Source organism: Flavivirga algicola, assembly GCF_012910715.1.
GTDB lineage: Bacteria > Bacteroidota > Bacteroidia > Flavobacteriales > Flavobacteriaceae > Flavivirga > Flavivirga algicola.
In genome coordinates this window covers 44,977-61,478 of record NZ_JABBHF010000003.1, presented here as the reverse complement: position 1 = coordinate 61,478, position 16,502 = coordinate 44,977, and the positions used below count along the sequence as shown (strand labels likewise).

General features: G+C 33.0%; 13 protein-coding genes. 4 read left to right on the top strand and 9 right to left on the bottom strand.

Translation table 11 applies throughout. From position 1 onward, the window contains the following. Positions 1-92: 92 nt before the first annotated feature. Complete coding sequence (locus HHX25_RS05570; RefSeq protein ID WP_169671053.1) at positions 93-1,028, top strand: alpha/beta fold hydrolase; 936 nt, start codon at positions 93-95, stop codon at positions 1,026-1,028. 50 nt (positions 1,029-1,078) lie between these two features. On the opposite strand, the gene gldD is transcribed toward HHX25_RS05570, so the two are convergent. From gldD to mutY, 4 genes are all read right to left on the bottom strand, one after another. Continuing rightward, on the bottom strand, positions 1,079-1,690 hold the full coding sequence (gldD, locus tag HHX25_RS05565) for a gliding motility lipoprotein GldD (RefSeq protein ID WP_169671051.1): 612 nt from the start codon (positions 1,688-1,690) through the stop codon (positions 1,079-1,081). Positions 1,691-1,734: 44 nt separating this feature from the next. Beyond that, the gene (locus HHX25_RS05560) at positions 1,735-3,039 is read right to left on the bottom strand and encodes a gliding motility-associated protein GldE (protein WP_169671049.1); all 1,305 of its coding nucleotides are present in this window, start codon (positions 3,037-3,039) and stop codon (positions 1,735-1,737) included. Between the two features lie 26 nt (positions 3,040-3,065). After that, entirely contained in the window at positions 3,066-3,515 is a 450-nt protein-coding gene (locus HHX25_RS05555; protein ID WP_169671047.1) for a single-stranded DNA-binding protein, read from the bottom strand. Between the two features lie 164 nt (positions 3,516-3,679). Continuing rightward, the gene (mutY, locus tag HHX25_RS05550) at positions 3,680-4,720 is read right to left on the bottom strand and encodes an A/G-specific adenine glycosylase (RefSeq protein ID WP_169671045.1); all 1,041 of its coding nucleotides are present in this window, start codon (positions 4,718-4,720) and stop codon (positions 3,680-3,682) included. A gap of 139 nt (positions 4,721-4,859) precedes the next feature. Here mutY and HHX25_RS05545 point away from each other — a divergent pair, with 139 nt between their 5' ends. Together HHX25_RS05545 and HHX25_RS05540 are read left to right on the top strand one after the other, a co-directional pair. Then, positions 4,860-5,150, top strand: coding sequence for an HU family DNA-binding protein (locus HHX25_RS05545; protein WP_019386001.1), 291 nt, complete (start codon positions 4,860-4,862; stop codon positions 5,148-5,150). Between the two features lie 468 nt (positions 5,151-5,618). Continuing rightward, on the top strand, positions 5,619-7,163 hold the full coding sequence (locus HHX25_RS05540; RefSeq protein ID WP_169671043.1) for an Rne/Rng family ribonuclease: 1,545 nt from the start codon (positions 5,619-5,621) through the stop codon (positions 7,161-7,163). 77 nt (positions 7,164-7,240) lie between these two features. Here HHX25_RS05540 and HHX25_RS05535 read toward each other — a convergent pair whose 3' ends face one another. The 4 genes from HHX25_RS05535 to HHX25_RS05520 all read right to left on the bottom strand — a co-directional run bounded on the left by HHX25_RS05535 (position 7,241) and on the right by HHX25_RS05520 (position 11,938). Next, positions 7,241-8,581 (bottom strand): matrixin family metalloprotease, encoded by a 1,341-nt coding sequence (locus tag HHX25_RS05535; protein WP_169671041.1) that lies wholly within the window; start codon positions 8,579-8,581, stop codon positions 7,241-7,243. Positions 8,582-8,806: 225 nt separating this feature from the next. Next, entirely contained in the window at positions 8,807-9,844 is a 1,038-nt protein-coding gene (locus HHX25_RS05530) for an aldo/keto reductase (protein WP_169671039.1), read from the bottom strand. Between the two features lie 328 nt (positions 9,845-10,172). Continuing rightward, a complete protein-coding gene (locus HHX25_RS05525; RefSeq protein WP_169671037.1) occupies positions 10,173-11,132 on the bottom strand; it encodes an OmpA/MotB family protein in 960 nt (319 codons plus the stop codon). 44 nt (positions 11,133-11,176) lie between these two features. After that, positions 11,177-11,938: an exodeoxyribonuclease III gene (locus HHX25_RS05520; protein WP_169671034.1), complete on the bottom strand. Its 762-nt coding sequence runs from the start codon at positions 11,936-11,938 to the stop codon at positions 11,177-11,179. A 194-nt stretch (positions 11,939-12,132) separates the two neighbouring features. On the opposite strand from HHX25_RS05520, the gene HHX25_RS05515 reads away from it, so the two are divergent. Further along, complete coding sequence (locus HHX25_RS05515; protein ID WP_169671032.1) at positions 12,133-15,555, top strand: hypothetical protein; 3,423 nt, start codon at positions 12,133-12,135, stop codon at positions 15,553-15,555. Here the strand turns inward: HHX25_RS05515 and HHX25_RS05510 are convergent. Continuing rightward, positions 15,552-16,469, bottom strand: a complete 918-nt coding sequence (locus HHX25_RS05510) for a M28 family peptidase (protein WP_169671030.1) — start codon at positions 16,467-16,469, stop codon at positions 15,552-15,554. The two genes, HHX25_RS05515 and HHX25_RS05510, sit on opposite strands and share 4 nt — an antisense overlap. Positions 16,470-16,502: the final 33 nt, after the last annotated feature.

Genomic DNA, 16,502 nt, shown 5'->3' with positions numbered 1-16,502 from the left:
TCGCCTAGATTTTCTATTCTATTCAGATTTGCTAAATTTAGTGTTAAAACAAGTATATAATCTTATACAAACACGAGGTAGTACATAAAAGTATGGTTGGAAATTTCATAGACAACATAAGATTTGATTTAAAAAAAATTCCTTCTAATTGGAACTCTGGAGCCCGATTAACTAAAACCGACTATGGTAACATTCGAGTTTTAGATACTGGTGGAAATAAGCCTGTAATTATAAATACTCCAGACGGGCCCAATGTTATTGAACATCACCTTAAGCTCATTAAAGAACTATCCAAAAACTTTAGAATTATCTGCTTTGAATTACCTGGAATTGGTTTTTCCTACCCTAACTTCAAATATGATTATTCGTTAACTAAAGCATCGAAATTAATTATTAACCTAATGGACATTCTAAAGGTACCTAGAGCGACACTAGCCTTTTCTTGTTCAAACGGATTTTATGCTATTAAAACTGCTGAACTTTATCCAGATAGAGTTAATAAATTATTCTTATCCCAGACACCTTCGTTGCATGCAATGGATGAATGGGTAAAAAAATCAATTCCCAATATTCTAAAATACCCTTTAATAGGGCAAGTTTCGAATTCATTTTCAGAAAAAAAGTTTGCGAAAATGTGGTATAGATATGCGCTGCCAAAAGGCACAGATGTATCCGAATATCAAAATATAGCTTTGAATTCATTGAATACTGGAGGCTGTTTTTGTTTATCGGGTTTAGTACAAGGGCTAAAGAAAGATTTAAATACTTCCCTCAAGTTATTAGAAGTTCCATCTACTCTAATATGGGGAAATATGGATTATACGCATAAAAAAACAAATAATGAATCTATTTTAGAACACATTCCTAATTGCGAAATAATCGAGTTTGGTAATTGTGGTCATTTCCCTGAATTAGAAGAAACGAATAAATACGTAAAACTCATTAACGAGAGGTTTAGGCAACCTAATACGACGACGACACAACGTAAATGTATTCTAGAAAGAATAGTTTTTAAAATACTTCCTTGACCCGCCATTTTGAATGACATACAGCATAAAGTCTACATATTTACGCTTTTTTACTTCCACTCAACGGTTTCCATAAGGTGTTTAATATCTTTTTGTAAATAATGAGCCGCTGGTAAAATGGAATCGTAATTAGGCTTGGCATAAAAATACAAAGACCCCGTTAAAAAGTGATTGATACTATCGGTTACATAAAACTGCGCTGGAGATGCTACATTTCCCTTAACTTCAACAAAGCTTCCGTATACTTTCTTTTCTTTATTAATATATGGGTACTCTGGAATTTCATCTGCTTTCACCATATGCTTTTCTGTAAACTTCCTGGCATCCCGTAAAAAATTAGCTAAGTTTTTTTTGTTGCCGTCAATTGCTTTGTAGGTTAAAAAAATGGTGCCTTTTAAACTTGGATATTCTAAGTTTATACCATAGCTTCTAGTGGTAGCATCTACCCTTACCGATTTAATTTTAGTTGCCAATATATTGGTTTCGAACGAAAAAGGCACCTCTTTATTTACTTTAGCTTCAACATAGTTAGCTTTGGGATAATCCAGCCTTAAATAGGCTTTTGGTTTTGGCACATAATCTTCACCGCAAGACACCAACGTTACAATCCCTATTACTAAGCACGTATTTAATAAAAAATTGAAAGTCGGTTTTAAAATCATATAGTGTTTAGTTTGCAATAGCAATATACGTTTTTTGATAAAAATTAAGTAATCGTAAATTTTACAAGTTTTATACGCTTTTTATCTAGAGCCTCTATGGTGAAAACGTAATTTTCAAAATTTATTTTACTATTTAGTTTCGGAAAACTTCCCGATATTTCCAGTACAAAACCTGCAATAGTCTCGGCTTCCCCTTTATTATCTTCAAAAACAGCTTCATCTTCAACTCTAACAACTTTATAAAAATCCTTTAAGGCAGTCTTACCTTCAAAAACAAAATTATGGTCGTCCAACTTAGAGTACATTAAATCTTCATCATCAAATTCATCACTAATATCCCCTACAATTTCTTCAATGATATCTTCTAAAGAAATTAAACCAGAAGTTCCGCCATATTCATCTACAACAACGGCCAAATGTACTTTTTTCTCTTGAAACTCGGCCATTAAGTCATCTAACTTCTTGTTTTCGGGAACGAAGAAAGGTTCACGTATTAAGCTTGCCCAATCAAATTGTGTTCTATCTATATAAGGCAATAAATCCTTAACATAAAGAATACCTTTAATAGTGTCTATATTGTCCTCGTAAACAGGGATTCTTGAATAACCGTTTGCAATTATTTCGGGCATGATATCGGTATACTTCTGTTCTATATTTAATGCAAAAATATCTATTCGTGGACGCATAACCTGCTTGGTATCTGTATTGCCAAAAGACACAATGCCCTGTAAAATTTTATGCTCCTCTTTAGTGGTATCCTCTTCACTGGTCAACTCTAAAGCCTGAGAAAGCTGGTCGACACTTAAATTAGATTTTTGTCTTCCTAATTTATTATGAATAGCTAATGTTACACTACGCATTGGCAAACTTACTGGCGATAAAAAAATATCAAGGAAACGTAACGGATATGCCATAAAAGAGGCAAATTTCACATTGTTCCTACTGGCATATATTTTGGGTAAAATTTCGCCAAATAATAAAATTAAGAATGTAATAACTATAACTTCGACAACGAATTTAACCTTTAGATTGGTAATTTCCCCAAACATAAAATCTCCCAAAAAGGCAAATAAAAGAACAATGGCAATGTTTATAAAGTTATTTGCAACCAATATGGTGGCCAATAGTTTTTTTGGACGTTCCAATAGTTTTGATATAATCTCTAAACGTTTTGATTTCGTTTCCAGACCATCATCAATATCCTTTCTATTAAGAGAAAACAATGCCACTTCGGCGCCAGAGATAAGCGCAGAACAAACTAGAAGTAAAAACAATAATACAAACCCTGTAGCAACTGAAAAATCAATTGTAATAAATAAAGGTTTAAAACTCGAAGGATCAGGATCCAAATACGCTCTTTTTAGTTTAACTTAAATTAAAATGGAAGATCGTCATTTTCTTCCTCATTAGGTTCGCTATTTGATGGCTGATTTGCAACAGGATTTTGAGACACTGGTTTATTGGCAGCTACATTATTCTCACTCTCTTTTCTGGTTGAAAGAAATGTAAAATCGCTACACTGTATCTCGGTAGAGTATCTCTCGTTACCATTATCATCCTGCCATTTTCTGGTTTTTAACCGCCCTTCAATATACACCTTATCACCTTTGCTTAAATACTTTTCGCATATTTCAGCCCCTTTATTTCTAACAACAATATTATGCCATTCTGTGTTTGTAATACGCTCGTTGGTTTGCTTATTAGTGTATGTTTCATTTGTAGCTAAAGGAAACCGACCAACACAACCACCACCTTCAAAGTAATGCATTTTTACTTCGTCACCTAAGTGTCCAATCAGCATAACTTTATTTAATGTTCCAGACATAATTGTTGTTTGTTTTAGAACGCAAAATTACAATATTGCATTGCATTTTTTTAAAATTAATAAAAAAATATGAGTGTTCAATCTAAACTAATTAAAAAATAAAGAGTTTATGGTCATGATAATTTCAACGAACTTAAAAACATCACATATTTTGAAAGTGGTTCCTAAAAATTAAAAGCTTCAATAAAGTTCCCTATTAAAATTGGTACCGCATAGTGATGTATATCCTCTGTCGGGATGCCTTCTGTTAAAGTTTTACCTACATTAACAACCCAAAATTTGGTGTAAAGATGCTGATGGGATAGTTTATGTACCACAACATCTTTATTATATAACGATAATTCAAATGGAGCCCCTTTTATTAGATGATGCTCTTTTATCAAAGTTTCTAAAGTATCTGCATTTACGTTTGCATTCGTTTCAATTAAAGGAAACTGATATAGATTTTGCCAAATACCTTTGCCTTCTCGTTTCTCTAATACTGTCTTTCCGTCTTCTGAAATAAAAACCAAAAAATTGAAATACTTTTTTTTTGCTTTCGCGGATTTAATTTTAACTGGCAATTCACCTATCATGCCTTTATTAAAAGCAATACATCCTTTATTAAAAGGGCATATATGGCAATCAGGATTCTGAGGCTTGCACTGTGTCGCCCCAAATTCCATAATTGCTTGATTAAATTCTGCGGGATTCTTTTTATCAATTAATTCTTGAGCCAATGCTTTAAACTCTTTAGTACCCTTTGAAGAGTTTATAGGAGTACTTATTCCAAAATATCTCGATAAAGCCCTATAGACATTTCCATCAACAACAGCGGTCGCCTCGTTAAAACAAATAGACGCTATCGCACTTGCTGTATAATCGCCTACACCTTTTAGTTTTAACAAGTCTTTATAATTGTTGGGAAATGTTCCATTTAATTCTTCAGCAACATACCTTGCTGTAGCATGTAAGTTTCTGGCACGGGAGTAATACCCTAACCCTTGCCATAATTTAAGCACCTCACTTTCGTCTGCAGTGGCAAGATCGAAAACCGAAGGAAATGTTTCAATAAACGACATATAATATGGAAGTCCTTGATTAACTTGCGTTTGTTGTAAAATAATTTCTGACAGCCATATATAGTACGGAGCTTTTGTTTTCCTCCAGGGAAGTTCTCTTTTATTATTTGAATACCAATGAATTAAAATTTCTGAAAATGTCATTTATTGAATATATACTGCGCACAAAAATAAACGTTTATAATCTTAAATTTTAATGAATTAGGTTTGAAATATTGAATATTAAATTCCTATATTTGCATCCCTCTAAATTTATATAACCTAAAAAAATAAAATATTAAAAATGACGAAGGCTGATTTAGTAGCAAAAATTTCTGAAAAATTAGGAATTGAAAAAGGTGATGTTCAAGCAACTGTTGAAACATTTATGGAAGAAGTAAAAACTTCTTTAGAAAGTGGTGATAATGTTTACTTAAGAGGTTTTGGAAGCTTCATTATAAAAACAAGAGCCGAAAAAACTGGTAGAAATATTTCTAAAAATACAACTATAAAAATACCAGCTCACAATATTCCTGCATTTAAGCCAGCAAAAGTTTTTGTTGAAGGCGTTAAAACAAATGTAGACGTTAAATAAAAGTATTAAAAAGTAAATTATTAATTAAAAGACACTATTTATGCCAAGTGGTAAAAAACGTAAAAGACATAAGGTTGCAACGCATAAGCGTAAAAAACGTAGACGCGCTAACCGTCATAAAAAGAAAAAATAAACCGAAGAAGTAGTTAGAAAACTACTTCTTTTGGTTTAGAAAGTAACACGTTCTTTGAAATGAGTTCATTAAAATGTTTTGGTTTTTATGAGCTCCACGGGTTTAAAAATCCTGTGAAATACCTCAATTAGAAGTTTGATTTTGTATCATGAACATAATTAAGGTGTTGCGTTTAATAATAGAGAAATCACATCTCTATTATTAGATAAAAAATAATGTATAATCCATCTGTACAATTCGGTTGATTGTTGTTGGTTTTTAGTTATCAGTCTTTAAATACTGTAAATAACTACCACTCATTGAGAGACTAGAAAGTATGGATAAAAATTAACTAAATGGATAAAGAATTGATTATTCGATCTAGTTCCGACAATGTTGATTTTGCCTTATTAAAAGATGGAAAACTTATTGAATTACAAAAGGATGAAGATAGTAATGACTTTTCTGTTGGTGATGTGTTTATAGCCAAAATAAGAAAAGCTGTTCCTGGCTTAAATGCTGCATTTGTTAATGTGGGTTACGAGAAAGATGCATTTTTGCATTATCACGATTTAGGACCAAAATTACCTTCCCTTTTAAAATTCACCAAACGTGTAAGCACAGGTAAATTAAAAGATTTTTCTTTAAAAAACTTCCCATTTGAAAAAGATATTGAGAAAGACGGCAAAATTGCCGACGTCTTAAAATCGAATCAGTCGCTATTGGTACAAATAGTTAAAGAACCTATATCTACAAAAGGCCCTAGAATAAGCTCTGAGCTTTCTATTGCTGGCAGATATATTGTTTTAGTGCCTTTTTCTAGTCGTATTTCTATTTCACAAAAGATAGAAGATAGAGAAGAGAAAGACCGGCTAAAAAGATTGGTAAAGAGTATAACTCCACCAGGTTTTGGTATTATTGTACGCACCGTAGCACAAGGCAGAAAAGTAGCTGAACTAGATAAAGATTTGCAAAATTTGCTTAGTCGTTGGACGGCAATGTGCAAAAAGCTACACAAAGCACATCATCCCAGCAAAGTATTGGGAGAAATGAATAAGGCCTCGTCTATTTTGCGAGACATATTTAACGACACCTTTACAAGTATTTATGTAGATGATGAAGAGCTTTACATTCAAATTAAAGACTATGTGCAAGAAATTGCACCAAAAAAAGAATCAATAGTTAAACTGTATCAAACTAAAGTTCCAATTTTCGAAAAATTCGGAATTGAAAGACAAATAAAAACCTCCTTTGGCAAAACCGTTTCTATGGCTAAAGGTGCATATCTGGTTATCGAACATACCGAAGCACTACATGTAATAGACGTAAACAGCGGTAACAGATCTAATAAAGCCAACAACCAAGAGGATACAGCATTAGAAGTTAATTTAATAGCAGCTACCGAAATGGCTCGCCAATTACGTTTACGTGATATGGGAGGCATTATTGTAGTCGATTTTATTGATATGACAAATGCTGAAAACAGGCAAAAATTATTTAATCACCTTCGTGATGAAATGAAGGATGATAGAGCTAAACACAAAATATTGCCTCCTAGTAAATTTGGATTGATACAAATAACAAGACAGCGCGTTCGCCCAGAAATGAATATTAAAACCAGAGAGGAAAACCCTAACGGTTTAAATGGTTCTGAGGTTGAAGCTCCAATAGGTTTAATACAAACTATTACACATGATCTTGAACGACTATTAAAAAAAGACTATAAGAAGTTGACTTTAAACACACATCCTTTTATAGCAGCCTTTTTAACAAAAGGTTTTCCATCTATACGTTCAAAATGGTTTTTTGAACACAAAAAATGGGTCAAAGTTTTACCAAGAGATGCTTACACATATTTAGAATATCATTTTTTTGATAAAGATGGTAATCAAATTAAATAATTTAAAAGCCCCTTACATTAAAAGTAAGGGGCTTTTTGTTTTTTAGAATTTAATTTATATCTCGAAATTTAATCGTATTAAACCTGTAATTGATACTCATAAGTTTTCCAGGGCCCCCAACCACATTCGTTTTTAATTCTAACTTCAAAGTCTATAGCAATAAAACCAGAGCTGTTTATTTTTATAACCACAGTAGGGCCCGATTTGGTAACCAAGCTATAGTCATAATTACTAGATGTTTTTTTACGCCACTGAAAATTGGAGTTGTTAAGAGGAAAAACTTGTTGAGCTTGATCTGCAAAATTAAACCATACCTGTTGCCCTACGTAATAGCTGCCTCCCCAGTATAAACTTGGCTGTACACTAGTGAGCTTAATTCTTGGGCCTCCTATCCAGATATCGTTTCGTATGGTTCCTGAGGAAGTAACCGCTTCAACAAAACCAGATGCACTTGTAGAACTACTTGTTGATTTAATATTCGCGCTAGTCCCTGCCTGAGAAACAATTTGTAGATTAGATGATACCTGCCATGAAGTAGCCGTTCCTCCACTTAAAGTAAATGTTTTTGTTGATGTCCCACATACTATAGAAGGACCTGAAATTGTTGGAAGTGGAAATAAAATTTCAATTGCTATCTCATCATTGTTACTGAAATCTGATATTGTACATACTGCACCACCATTCATTACAGACCCAGGATCTGTAATTGATGTACCAGGAATTAAAGTAAAACTAGGGTCGTTTGTATGTGCAAGTCCTAAATTATGCCCTAGCTCATGTTGAACATTTGCAATTCTAGCATTTTGGGTTATAGTACTACCACATAGATTAGGAAAATTAAAATCGGGGTTTATCCATGTTCTGGTTCCTGGTAATCCATCTACAGTTGGGAACAGCCCACGCCCAAAAGTAGTATTAGGGAGAACTGTCCCTGGGTCATGCGTATCATACATTATTTGAATATGGGCAGTTGCTGCTGAAAATACTTCAATCAAATTTAAACCAGAATTTACAGCATTCCAACGATCAATAGCATCTCTGGAAGCATTTGTCCAATTGACATTCATATTTGGATTCAAAAAAACATTAACATTAGTAATTGTCACAGGAAAAGGGGTTTCTCTTTGTTTTGAAGTCGAAACTTTAGATTTCGTTTCTTTGGGAATATTTATATTACCAGGAGACCAGTACTCCTCGTTCTTATCAAAAGTCATATCGCCTTGAATCACATAATAACGCCCCGTATCTTCAATATCACTTTCTTCAAAGCCTAGTTGTTTCAAATTTTCAAGCAGCTTATTTTGAATCGCTTTTTCCTCTGGAATATTTTCAGGGGAATCTTCTGAGCAATTCTGAAATAAAAAAAGCGGCATCATCAATACCACAAACACTTTAATAATAATCGATTTGTTTTTCATTTTTTTATAATTTAAAGGTTAGATAAAATTCTATTATAAAAAATGAGAGAAAGTTTTTTACATAAATAAATTTCGTTTTTTATGTTTTAATTTATCGTTTAGCAATTGTTAAAAATTATTCATTTTACAAAAAAACAAAACATATTGCTACGGGAAAACCGTAAAACATTAAAGTTTGACATTCAAGCAATTAAGATTCTTTTCTTTATTTAGAATATGGAAATATTAAGGTGCTGGATTGGGAATAGTATGATGTATTCTGTTAATCTCTTCTAAAACCGCATCACTTAAATCAACATAAATACTATCTATATTTTCTTTAAGTTGATTTAAATTTGTAGCACCTATAATGGTACTTGTAACAAAACGTTGTTGATTTATAAAAGCTAAAGACATTTGAGCTAAAGTTAGACCATTATTTTCGGCAACTTCCAAATACTGTTTTGTAGCTTCGGTAGATTGATCACTGCTATAACGTGCAAAACGAGGATGTTTGCCCAACCTTGAATTTTTGTCTGCCGTTCCTTTAATATACTTTCCAGACAGCACTCCAAATGCCATAGGTGAATATGCAAGTAAACCTATATTTTCTCTTAACGATACTTCAACCAATTCATATTCGAACAAACGATTTAAAAGAGAATACGCATTTTGAATGGTTATAGGTCCCTGCAAATTATGATTTCTAGCTTCTTGTAAATAACGCATGGTTCCCCAGGAATTCTCGTTAGAAACACCAATTTCTCTTATCTTTCCTGATTTCACAGCATTATTTAAAGTTTCTAAGACTTCTTTAAAATTCTCTTCCCATTGTTGCGGCGAATTGTATGGAAAATTACGCATCCCAAACTTATTTGTATCGCGCTCTGGCCAGTGCAATTGGTACAAGTCTATATAATCTGTTTCTAAACGTTTTAATTCTAAATCTATAGCTTCTTTAATTGATTTCGGACTAAAACCTGTTGTGCGAATATGAGCGGTATAATCTCCTGGTCCCGCTATTTTTGAAGCGATAACGACCTGATCTCTCTTACCTGTTTTCTTTAACCACGAACCTATAATTTCACTAGTTCGCCCACTGGTTTCTGCTGTGGCTGGTACTGGATATAATTCGGCAGTATCTATAAAGTTAACACCATGATCTAAAGCATAATCTAGCTGTGCATGTCCTTCGGTCTCTGTGTTTTGATTTCCCCAAGTCATGGAACCCAAGCATATTTTACTAACTTTTATATTTGTATTTGGTAGCGTTGTATATTTCATAAATTATGTTTTGTTACTCATGTAAAGTAAGGAGTTCTATAATTAAAGCTCCTTATTCTCTAGTAGATTCCTTCCTTTACAGGAGTGACTTGTTTATTAATTTTTAGGCGAAGCACAAAGATAAAAAACCTTCCAGGTTATAAGAAACTTGAAAGGTTTAAAGTATATTAAGGTTTCTTTTGAAACGTTATTCTAAGGAGTGTCATAAATGCGACTGTTTCCATTGGACGCAATCAAAATGTGAGAACCTTTTTTGTTCTTAAATTAATCTTAACTTCAATTGAATAGATTGTTGGGTCATGCTCATACTCACAATGAACAGTTACGATTAATTTTCATTTAACAATTTAGACAGCTCGTCTAACTTAGGCGTTAAAATTACCTCAATACGTCTGTTTTTTGCTTTCCCCGTTGCCGAATCGTTCGATGCAATAGGCGCAAATTCACCACGTCCAGCCGCTGTTAAATTTTCTGGATTTATCGCTGCGTTTTCTCTTAAAATGTTTACAATAGCCGTAGCTCGTTTGGTCGATAAGTCCCAGTTACCACTTAACTGTCCATTCCCTTTATAGGGCACATTATCTGTATGACCTTCAATTAAAACGGCTATATCTGGATTGTCACCAAGCACACTTCCTAATTGTTGAACAGCTCTTCGACCTTCGGTGCCAACAGCCCAACTACCAGAACTAAATAATAGTTTGTTTTCCATAGACACATATACTTTTCCATCGCGTTGTTCTACTGTTAAGCCTTTGCCTTCAAAATCTGTTAAAGCTCTGGAAATGGCATTTTTTAATTGTGTCATGGCTGCATCTTTTGCTGCAATAACACTTTCTAATTCTGCAACGCGATTAGAACGGTCTTCCAATTCTTTTTTAAGTCTAGCCAAACGTGCATTCTCTGAAGCCAAAGCCTGCTCCTTGGCTTCTAATTGAGCCAATAATTCTCTATTCTTTTTAGAGTTTCTCGCTATAGCACTAGAACTGTTTTTCTCTAAGGCATCGTAAGAATTTTTTAAATTATCGTAATTAGATTTCATCGCATTATAATCAGACTGTATCTTATCACGCTCTTGTACAGCTTCGTCATAGGCTTTCTGAATTTGTTTTAATTCATTTTCTGCAGCGTTTTTAGCGCTTAAAAGCGCATCATTTTCACTAGAAAGTCTTCTGTTTTCCTCTTTTAAATCAGCATATTTATCTTCTAATTCTTTATAAACTTTTGGTGACACGCAGGACACTAAAAATGTTAAGGTCAATACTGCTAATAAGACTTTTTTCATCATTTTATTTTGGGATTTTTTATTATTATTTATGTTATCAAATATGTTTAGCTGTCTATTTCAACTAAAATTGGACAATGATCACTATGTACCGCTTCAGACAGTATAACGGCTCTTTTTATTTTTTCTTGTAAAGGTTCTGCAACCATAGCATAATCCAATCGCCAACCCTTGTTGTTTGCCCGAGCATTTGCGCGGTAACTCCACCAACTGTACTGCTGAGTTTCCGCATTTAAATATCGAAACGAATCGATAAATCCACTATCAATAAAACGTCCAATCCATTCGCGTTCTACTGGTAAAAACCCCGACACTCCTTTCATTTTGGGATTATGAATATCAATTTCTTCATGACAAATATTATAATCGCCACAAATAACAAGATTAGGAACTTCTTTTTTAAGACCGTTTATATATTCCTGAAACAAATCCATATACTCCAGTTTATGGTTTAAACGAGCATCGTTCGTTCCAGATGGTAAGTACAGGCTCATTACCGATACACCATCAAAATCGGCACGTATATTTCTCCCTTCAAAATCCATCGACTCAATACCTGTACCATATTCTATATGATTGGGGGCAATCTTACTTAAAATAGCAACACCGCTATACCCTTTTTTTTGAGCACTAAACCAATAGTTGTATTTGTACCCTGCTTCAACAAAAATATCTAAATCCAGTTGTTCTTTTAATGCTTTTATCTCTTGTAAACAAATCACATCTGGATTTGCGCTTTTTAACCAATCTATAAAGCCCTTATTTAATGCTGCTCGAATACCGTTTACGTTATAGGATATAATTTTCATCTAGCTAAAATAAATAATACGTTACTTTTACACTATCAAATGAAAATAAATTTTTTATTTAGATTACCGATTTCTCGGAAAAGACAAATTTAAATACCGCTAAATTTCCATAAAGAAATCATATTCGGTATTACAGCAAGTTTAACGAATTATATTAACAAAATATTTTAAGCTATTTATAGTTTAAGTATCTAATGAAGTCCATTGCATCAATTATTGTACTTTTAGTTAGTCTTAGCGGATTTGCTCAAGATACTGATTCAAACTACAAAACGATAAAAGTTGCTGTAAAAGATTCTATTCGTATTGATCGTGTAAGCATAAATTCCAGCTCGTTTTCAATTAGAAAAAAAGACCATAGTCTTATTGATTCCTCCTTTTATTCGATCGATTTTGCGAAAGCCATTCTTACTTTTAAAAAGCCTATTAAAACTGATTCGATCATTATTAATTATTTAAGGTTTCCCGATTTTTTAACGAAAACCTATAAACAATTAGACGAGGCTATTATTGTAGAAAGCAATGATAATCTTGAAAAATTATATAAGTTATCGAAACCAAACGATTCTAAAAATTTTATTCCCTTTGATGGTTTAACAACTTCGGGTAGCATCTCTAGAGGTGTAACTATTGGAAACAATCAAAACTCTGTTTTAAACAGTGAATTAGATCTTCAAATAACCGGAAAACTTAATGACAACGTTTCTCTTAGAGCATCTATACAGGACGCTAATATTCCATTACAAGAAAGTGGTTATTCGCAACGTTTGGATGAATTTGATCAGATTTTTATTGAATTATTCAGTGATCGGTGGAATATTCGTGCAGGAGATATAGATTTGCAGAATACCAATTCTTATTTCGCAAGTTTTTCCAAACGCGTTCAAGGCCTCTCCGTTAATGCCAAATTAGGAAACGAAACAGCTCGAACTAACCTATTTGCCTCTGGAGCTATTGTTCGCGGGCAATTTACCACCAGTCAATTTACAGCTCAAGAAGGGAATCAAGGTCCCTATAAATTACAGGGCCCCAATGGCGAATTATTTGTGCTTATTGTGTCTGGGAGCGAAACGGTTTACGTGAATGGTGTTGCCTTGAAGCGTGGCGAGGATCAAGATTATATTATAGATTATAATGCGGGCGAAATTATATTTAACGCCACATATCCTATAACTTCTGAAATGCGGATTACAGTCGATTATCAATTTAGCGAGCGTAACTACTCCCGCTTTGTAGCTTACGGGGGCGGGCAATTTGAAAGTAACAAACTAAAAATTGGCATTTCTGTATATTCTGAAAATGACGCAAAAAACCAACCACTTCAACAAAACTTATCTGAAGAACAAATTGAAATACTATCTGGCGCAGGAGATGATAAAGCTTTAATGGTTGCTCCTTCTGAAATTCAAGAAACTTTAAACGAAAATAGAATTTTATATAAAAAAGAATTGATTGGTGGTGTTGAGGCCTTTGTTTTTTCCAATAATCCTGAAGATGAATTATATCGTGTTACTTTTACACAGGTTGGCATAAATCAAGGGGATTATAATTTAAGTAATATTAACGCCATTAATAATATTTATGAGTTTGCAGGTGTTTCCCAAGGTAATTACGCCCCTATTGTTCAACTTGTGGCTCCAACAAAACTTCAAATTGCAGTTCTTAACGGAAGTTATAAGCCATCAGAAAAAACGAGTGTCGCTTTTGAAGCTTCGGGAAGCAAAAATGATTTAAACTTATTTTCGAATTTAAATGACGATGATAATGACGGTTTTGCAGGAAAATTAAATATTACACAGAACCTTATTAAAAGAGATAGCCTTTGGAGCATTAATATGTTTGTTGATGGCGATTATATTAGTAGGGATTATAGGAACATTGAGGGGTTATACAACCCAGAATTCAATAGAGATTGGAATTTGGAACAACCCAAAGGAAATGAAGTTGTAAGTAGCTTGGGAAACCAAGTCTTGCTTAACTCTGGCGTTGGTATTTTCCACCCTAAAAAGGGTACATTCAATTATCAATTTGAACATTTAAGTTTTTCTGACGGATTTAATGGTAACCGTCATATAGCCAATGCTAATCTTCTTTTAAACAGGTTAAGTATTCTTTCTTCTTCCAGTTTCTTGAATGCCAAATCCAATATAAATACATCAACTTTTTTAAGATCTTATAATCGTATTACTTATGGCATGAAAAAAAGTTGGCTAGGAACCAAATTAGCTATCGAGGATAACGAACAAAGAGATATTTCATCTGGAACATTAACCCCTTTGAGTCAAAAATTTAAATCTTATGAACTATTTGTTGGTGTTGGTGATAGCACAAAGGTTTTTGCAGAAATAGGTTATAAAAACCGCGTGAATGATAGTATTAGAAATAATGAATTACAAAAAGTAAACACCTCTAACACCTTTTACTTAGATTCGCGATTGATTCGAAATAAAAATACCAATCTGTCATTATACGCTAATTATAGAACTTTAAAAAGCGAAGATAGTAACGTTGAAGATGAGCGTTCTATAAATTCCAGACTACAGTTTAACCAAAAGCTTTTTAAGCAAGTAGTACAGTGGAACACTATTTTTGAAACCAATTCGGGGACATTACCCCAACAAGACTTCACTTATGTTGAGGTTGAAGCAGGACAAGGCACTTACACCTGGATCGATTACAATGAAAATGGGATACAAGAGCTCGAAGAATTTGAAATTGCCCAATTTCAAGATCAAGGAAAATATATAAGAGTTCTGTTACCCAATCGGGTTTTTATAAAAACACATCAAAATAGGTTAAGCCAAACACTCACAATTAATCCATCTCAATGGGCTGTTAGCGATCGCAAATCGAAAAAGTTCTGGTCGCATTTTTATAACCAGACCAGTTATTTAATCGATAAAAAAATAAAACGAGACGGTAATAGTTTTAACCTTAATCCTTTTGAAAGTAATGAGACCGATCAGTTAGGGCTACAATTAAATTTTAGAAATGTCTTATTCTTTAATAGAGGTAAACAACGTTATACGACCTCTTATACCTTTCTAGAAAACACAACCAAAAGTACTTTATCTATTGGATTTATTGAAAACGGACTGAAAAGTCATCAGTTTAATTTTAATCATAAAATTGCTGAGAGTTGGTTAATAAACTTTTTTTCATCTTTTAATAACAATGAAAGTATTAGCCAAAACTTTGCAAGTAAAAATTATAATTTTGATGAGAAGCGTTTTAACCCAAAACTATCTTATTTGTTTAATGACAATTCTAGTTTTGATGTGTTTTACCAATATGCAGGCAAAGACAATACCATAGGTAGTTTAGAATCGTTGAAACAACAAAAATATGGTGCTTCTTTTACTTTAGCTAGTAATCAAAAAAGTGCTATAAATGGAGAGTTTAATTATTTCTCAAATACTTTTAACGGAAACCCCAACACACCTGTTGCCTATCAAATGCTAGAAGGATTACAGCCTGGAAAAAACTTTACTTGGACCTTATTGGCTCAAAAAAAATTAACGACTTTTCTTGATCTCAATCTGAGCTATTTTGGAAGAAAAACAGAAACAAGCAAAACCATCCATACGGGCTCTATTCAATTAAAGGCTTATTTTTAGAGTCGTAAATTATCTATTCTTTCAAGTACAGAAATAATAACCTTTACTGCTTCTATATAAAAATCTGGATGAATATTTTCATAATCATCTGTGGGTTCATGATAGTCTTCATGCTCTTCTACTCCAAAATATAAAAAAGGAATTCCCCTTTTATGAAAATTTGCATGATCTGATGAATAGGTCCAATTCTCTAAGTCATCGTACCCATCATGTCCTGCAATAAGTTTAATTTTTTTAGAGTGTTTACAATGGTTAACTATATACTTCAATTGTTTATTATGCTCTACCCCAACTGCATATAACTCGTTTTCTTCACTTCTACTAATCATATCCAAATTGATATTCATTTTTATATTTTTCAATGAAACCATTGAATTTTCCACAAAATATTTAGATCCTTGTAGTCCTAGTTCCTCTCCGTCAAATGCTGCCAAAATAACCGAGTGCTTTGGTGGATTTTTTCTTAAATACTCCCCAATACTAAACAATGCGCTTACTCCAGAGGCGTTATCATCCGCGCCATTGTATATCTCTCCTCCCTTAATGCCCTCATGATCATAATGAGCACTAATAACTATATATTTATGCGGATTCTTAGTTCCTTTTATTAACCCTAAAACATTTGTTGCTTTATATTCTCTACGTTTTTTTATAAATAAAAAACGCTGTTCATAACTTCTTTTTAATGGCTTAACATTTAATGAATAGAATTGGTTTATTATATATTTCTTGGTTTTTAACGCACCTTTAGTCCCTGTTTTTCTACCTTCAAAGGCATCAGAGGACAAACATCTTAAATGTCTTAAAAGAGTTTCTCCGCAAAATAAACTAACTTCTTTTTTACACGTTTGCGAATTAATATCTATATATAAAAGGTGAAATAGGATGAGTAGGAATACGTATTTTATTTTCATCTGCTAGATTTATTTATTAAATCTAAACAAAAA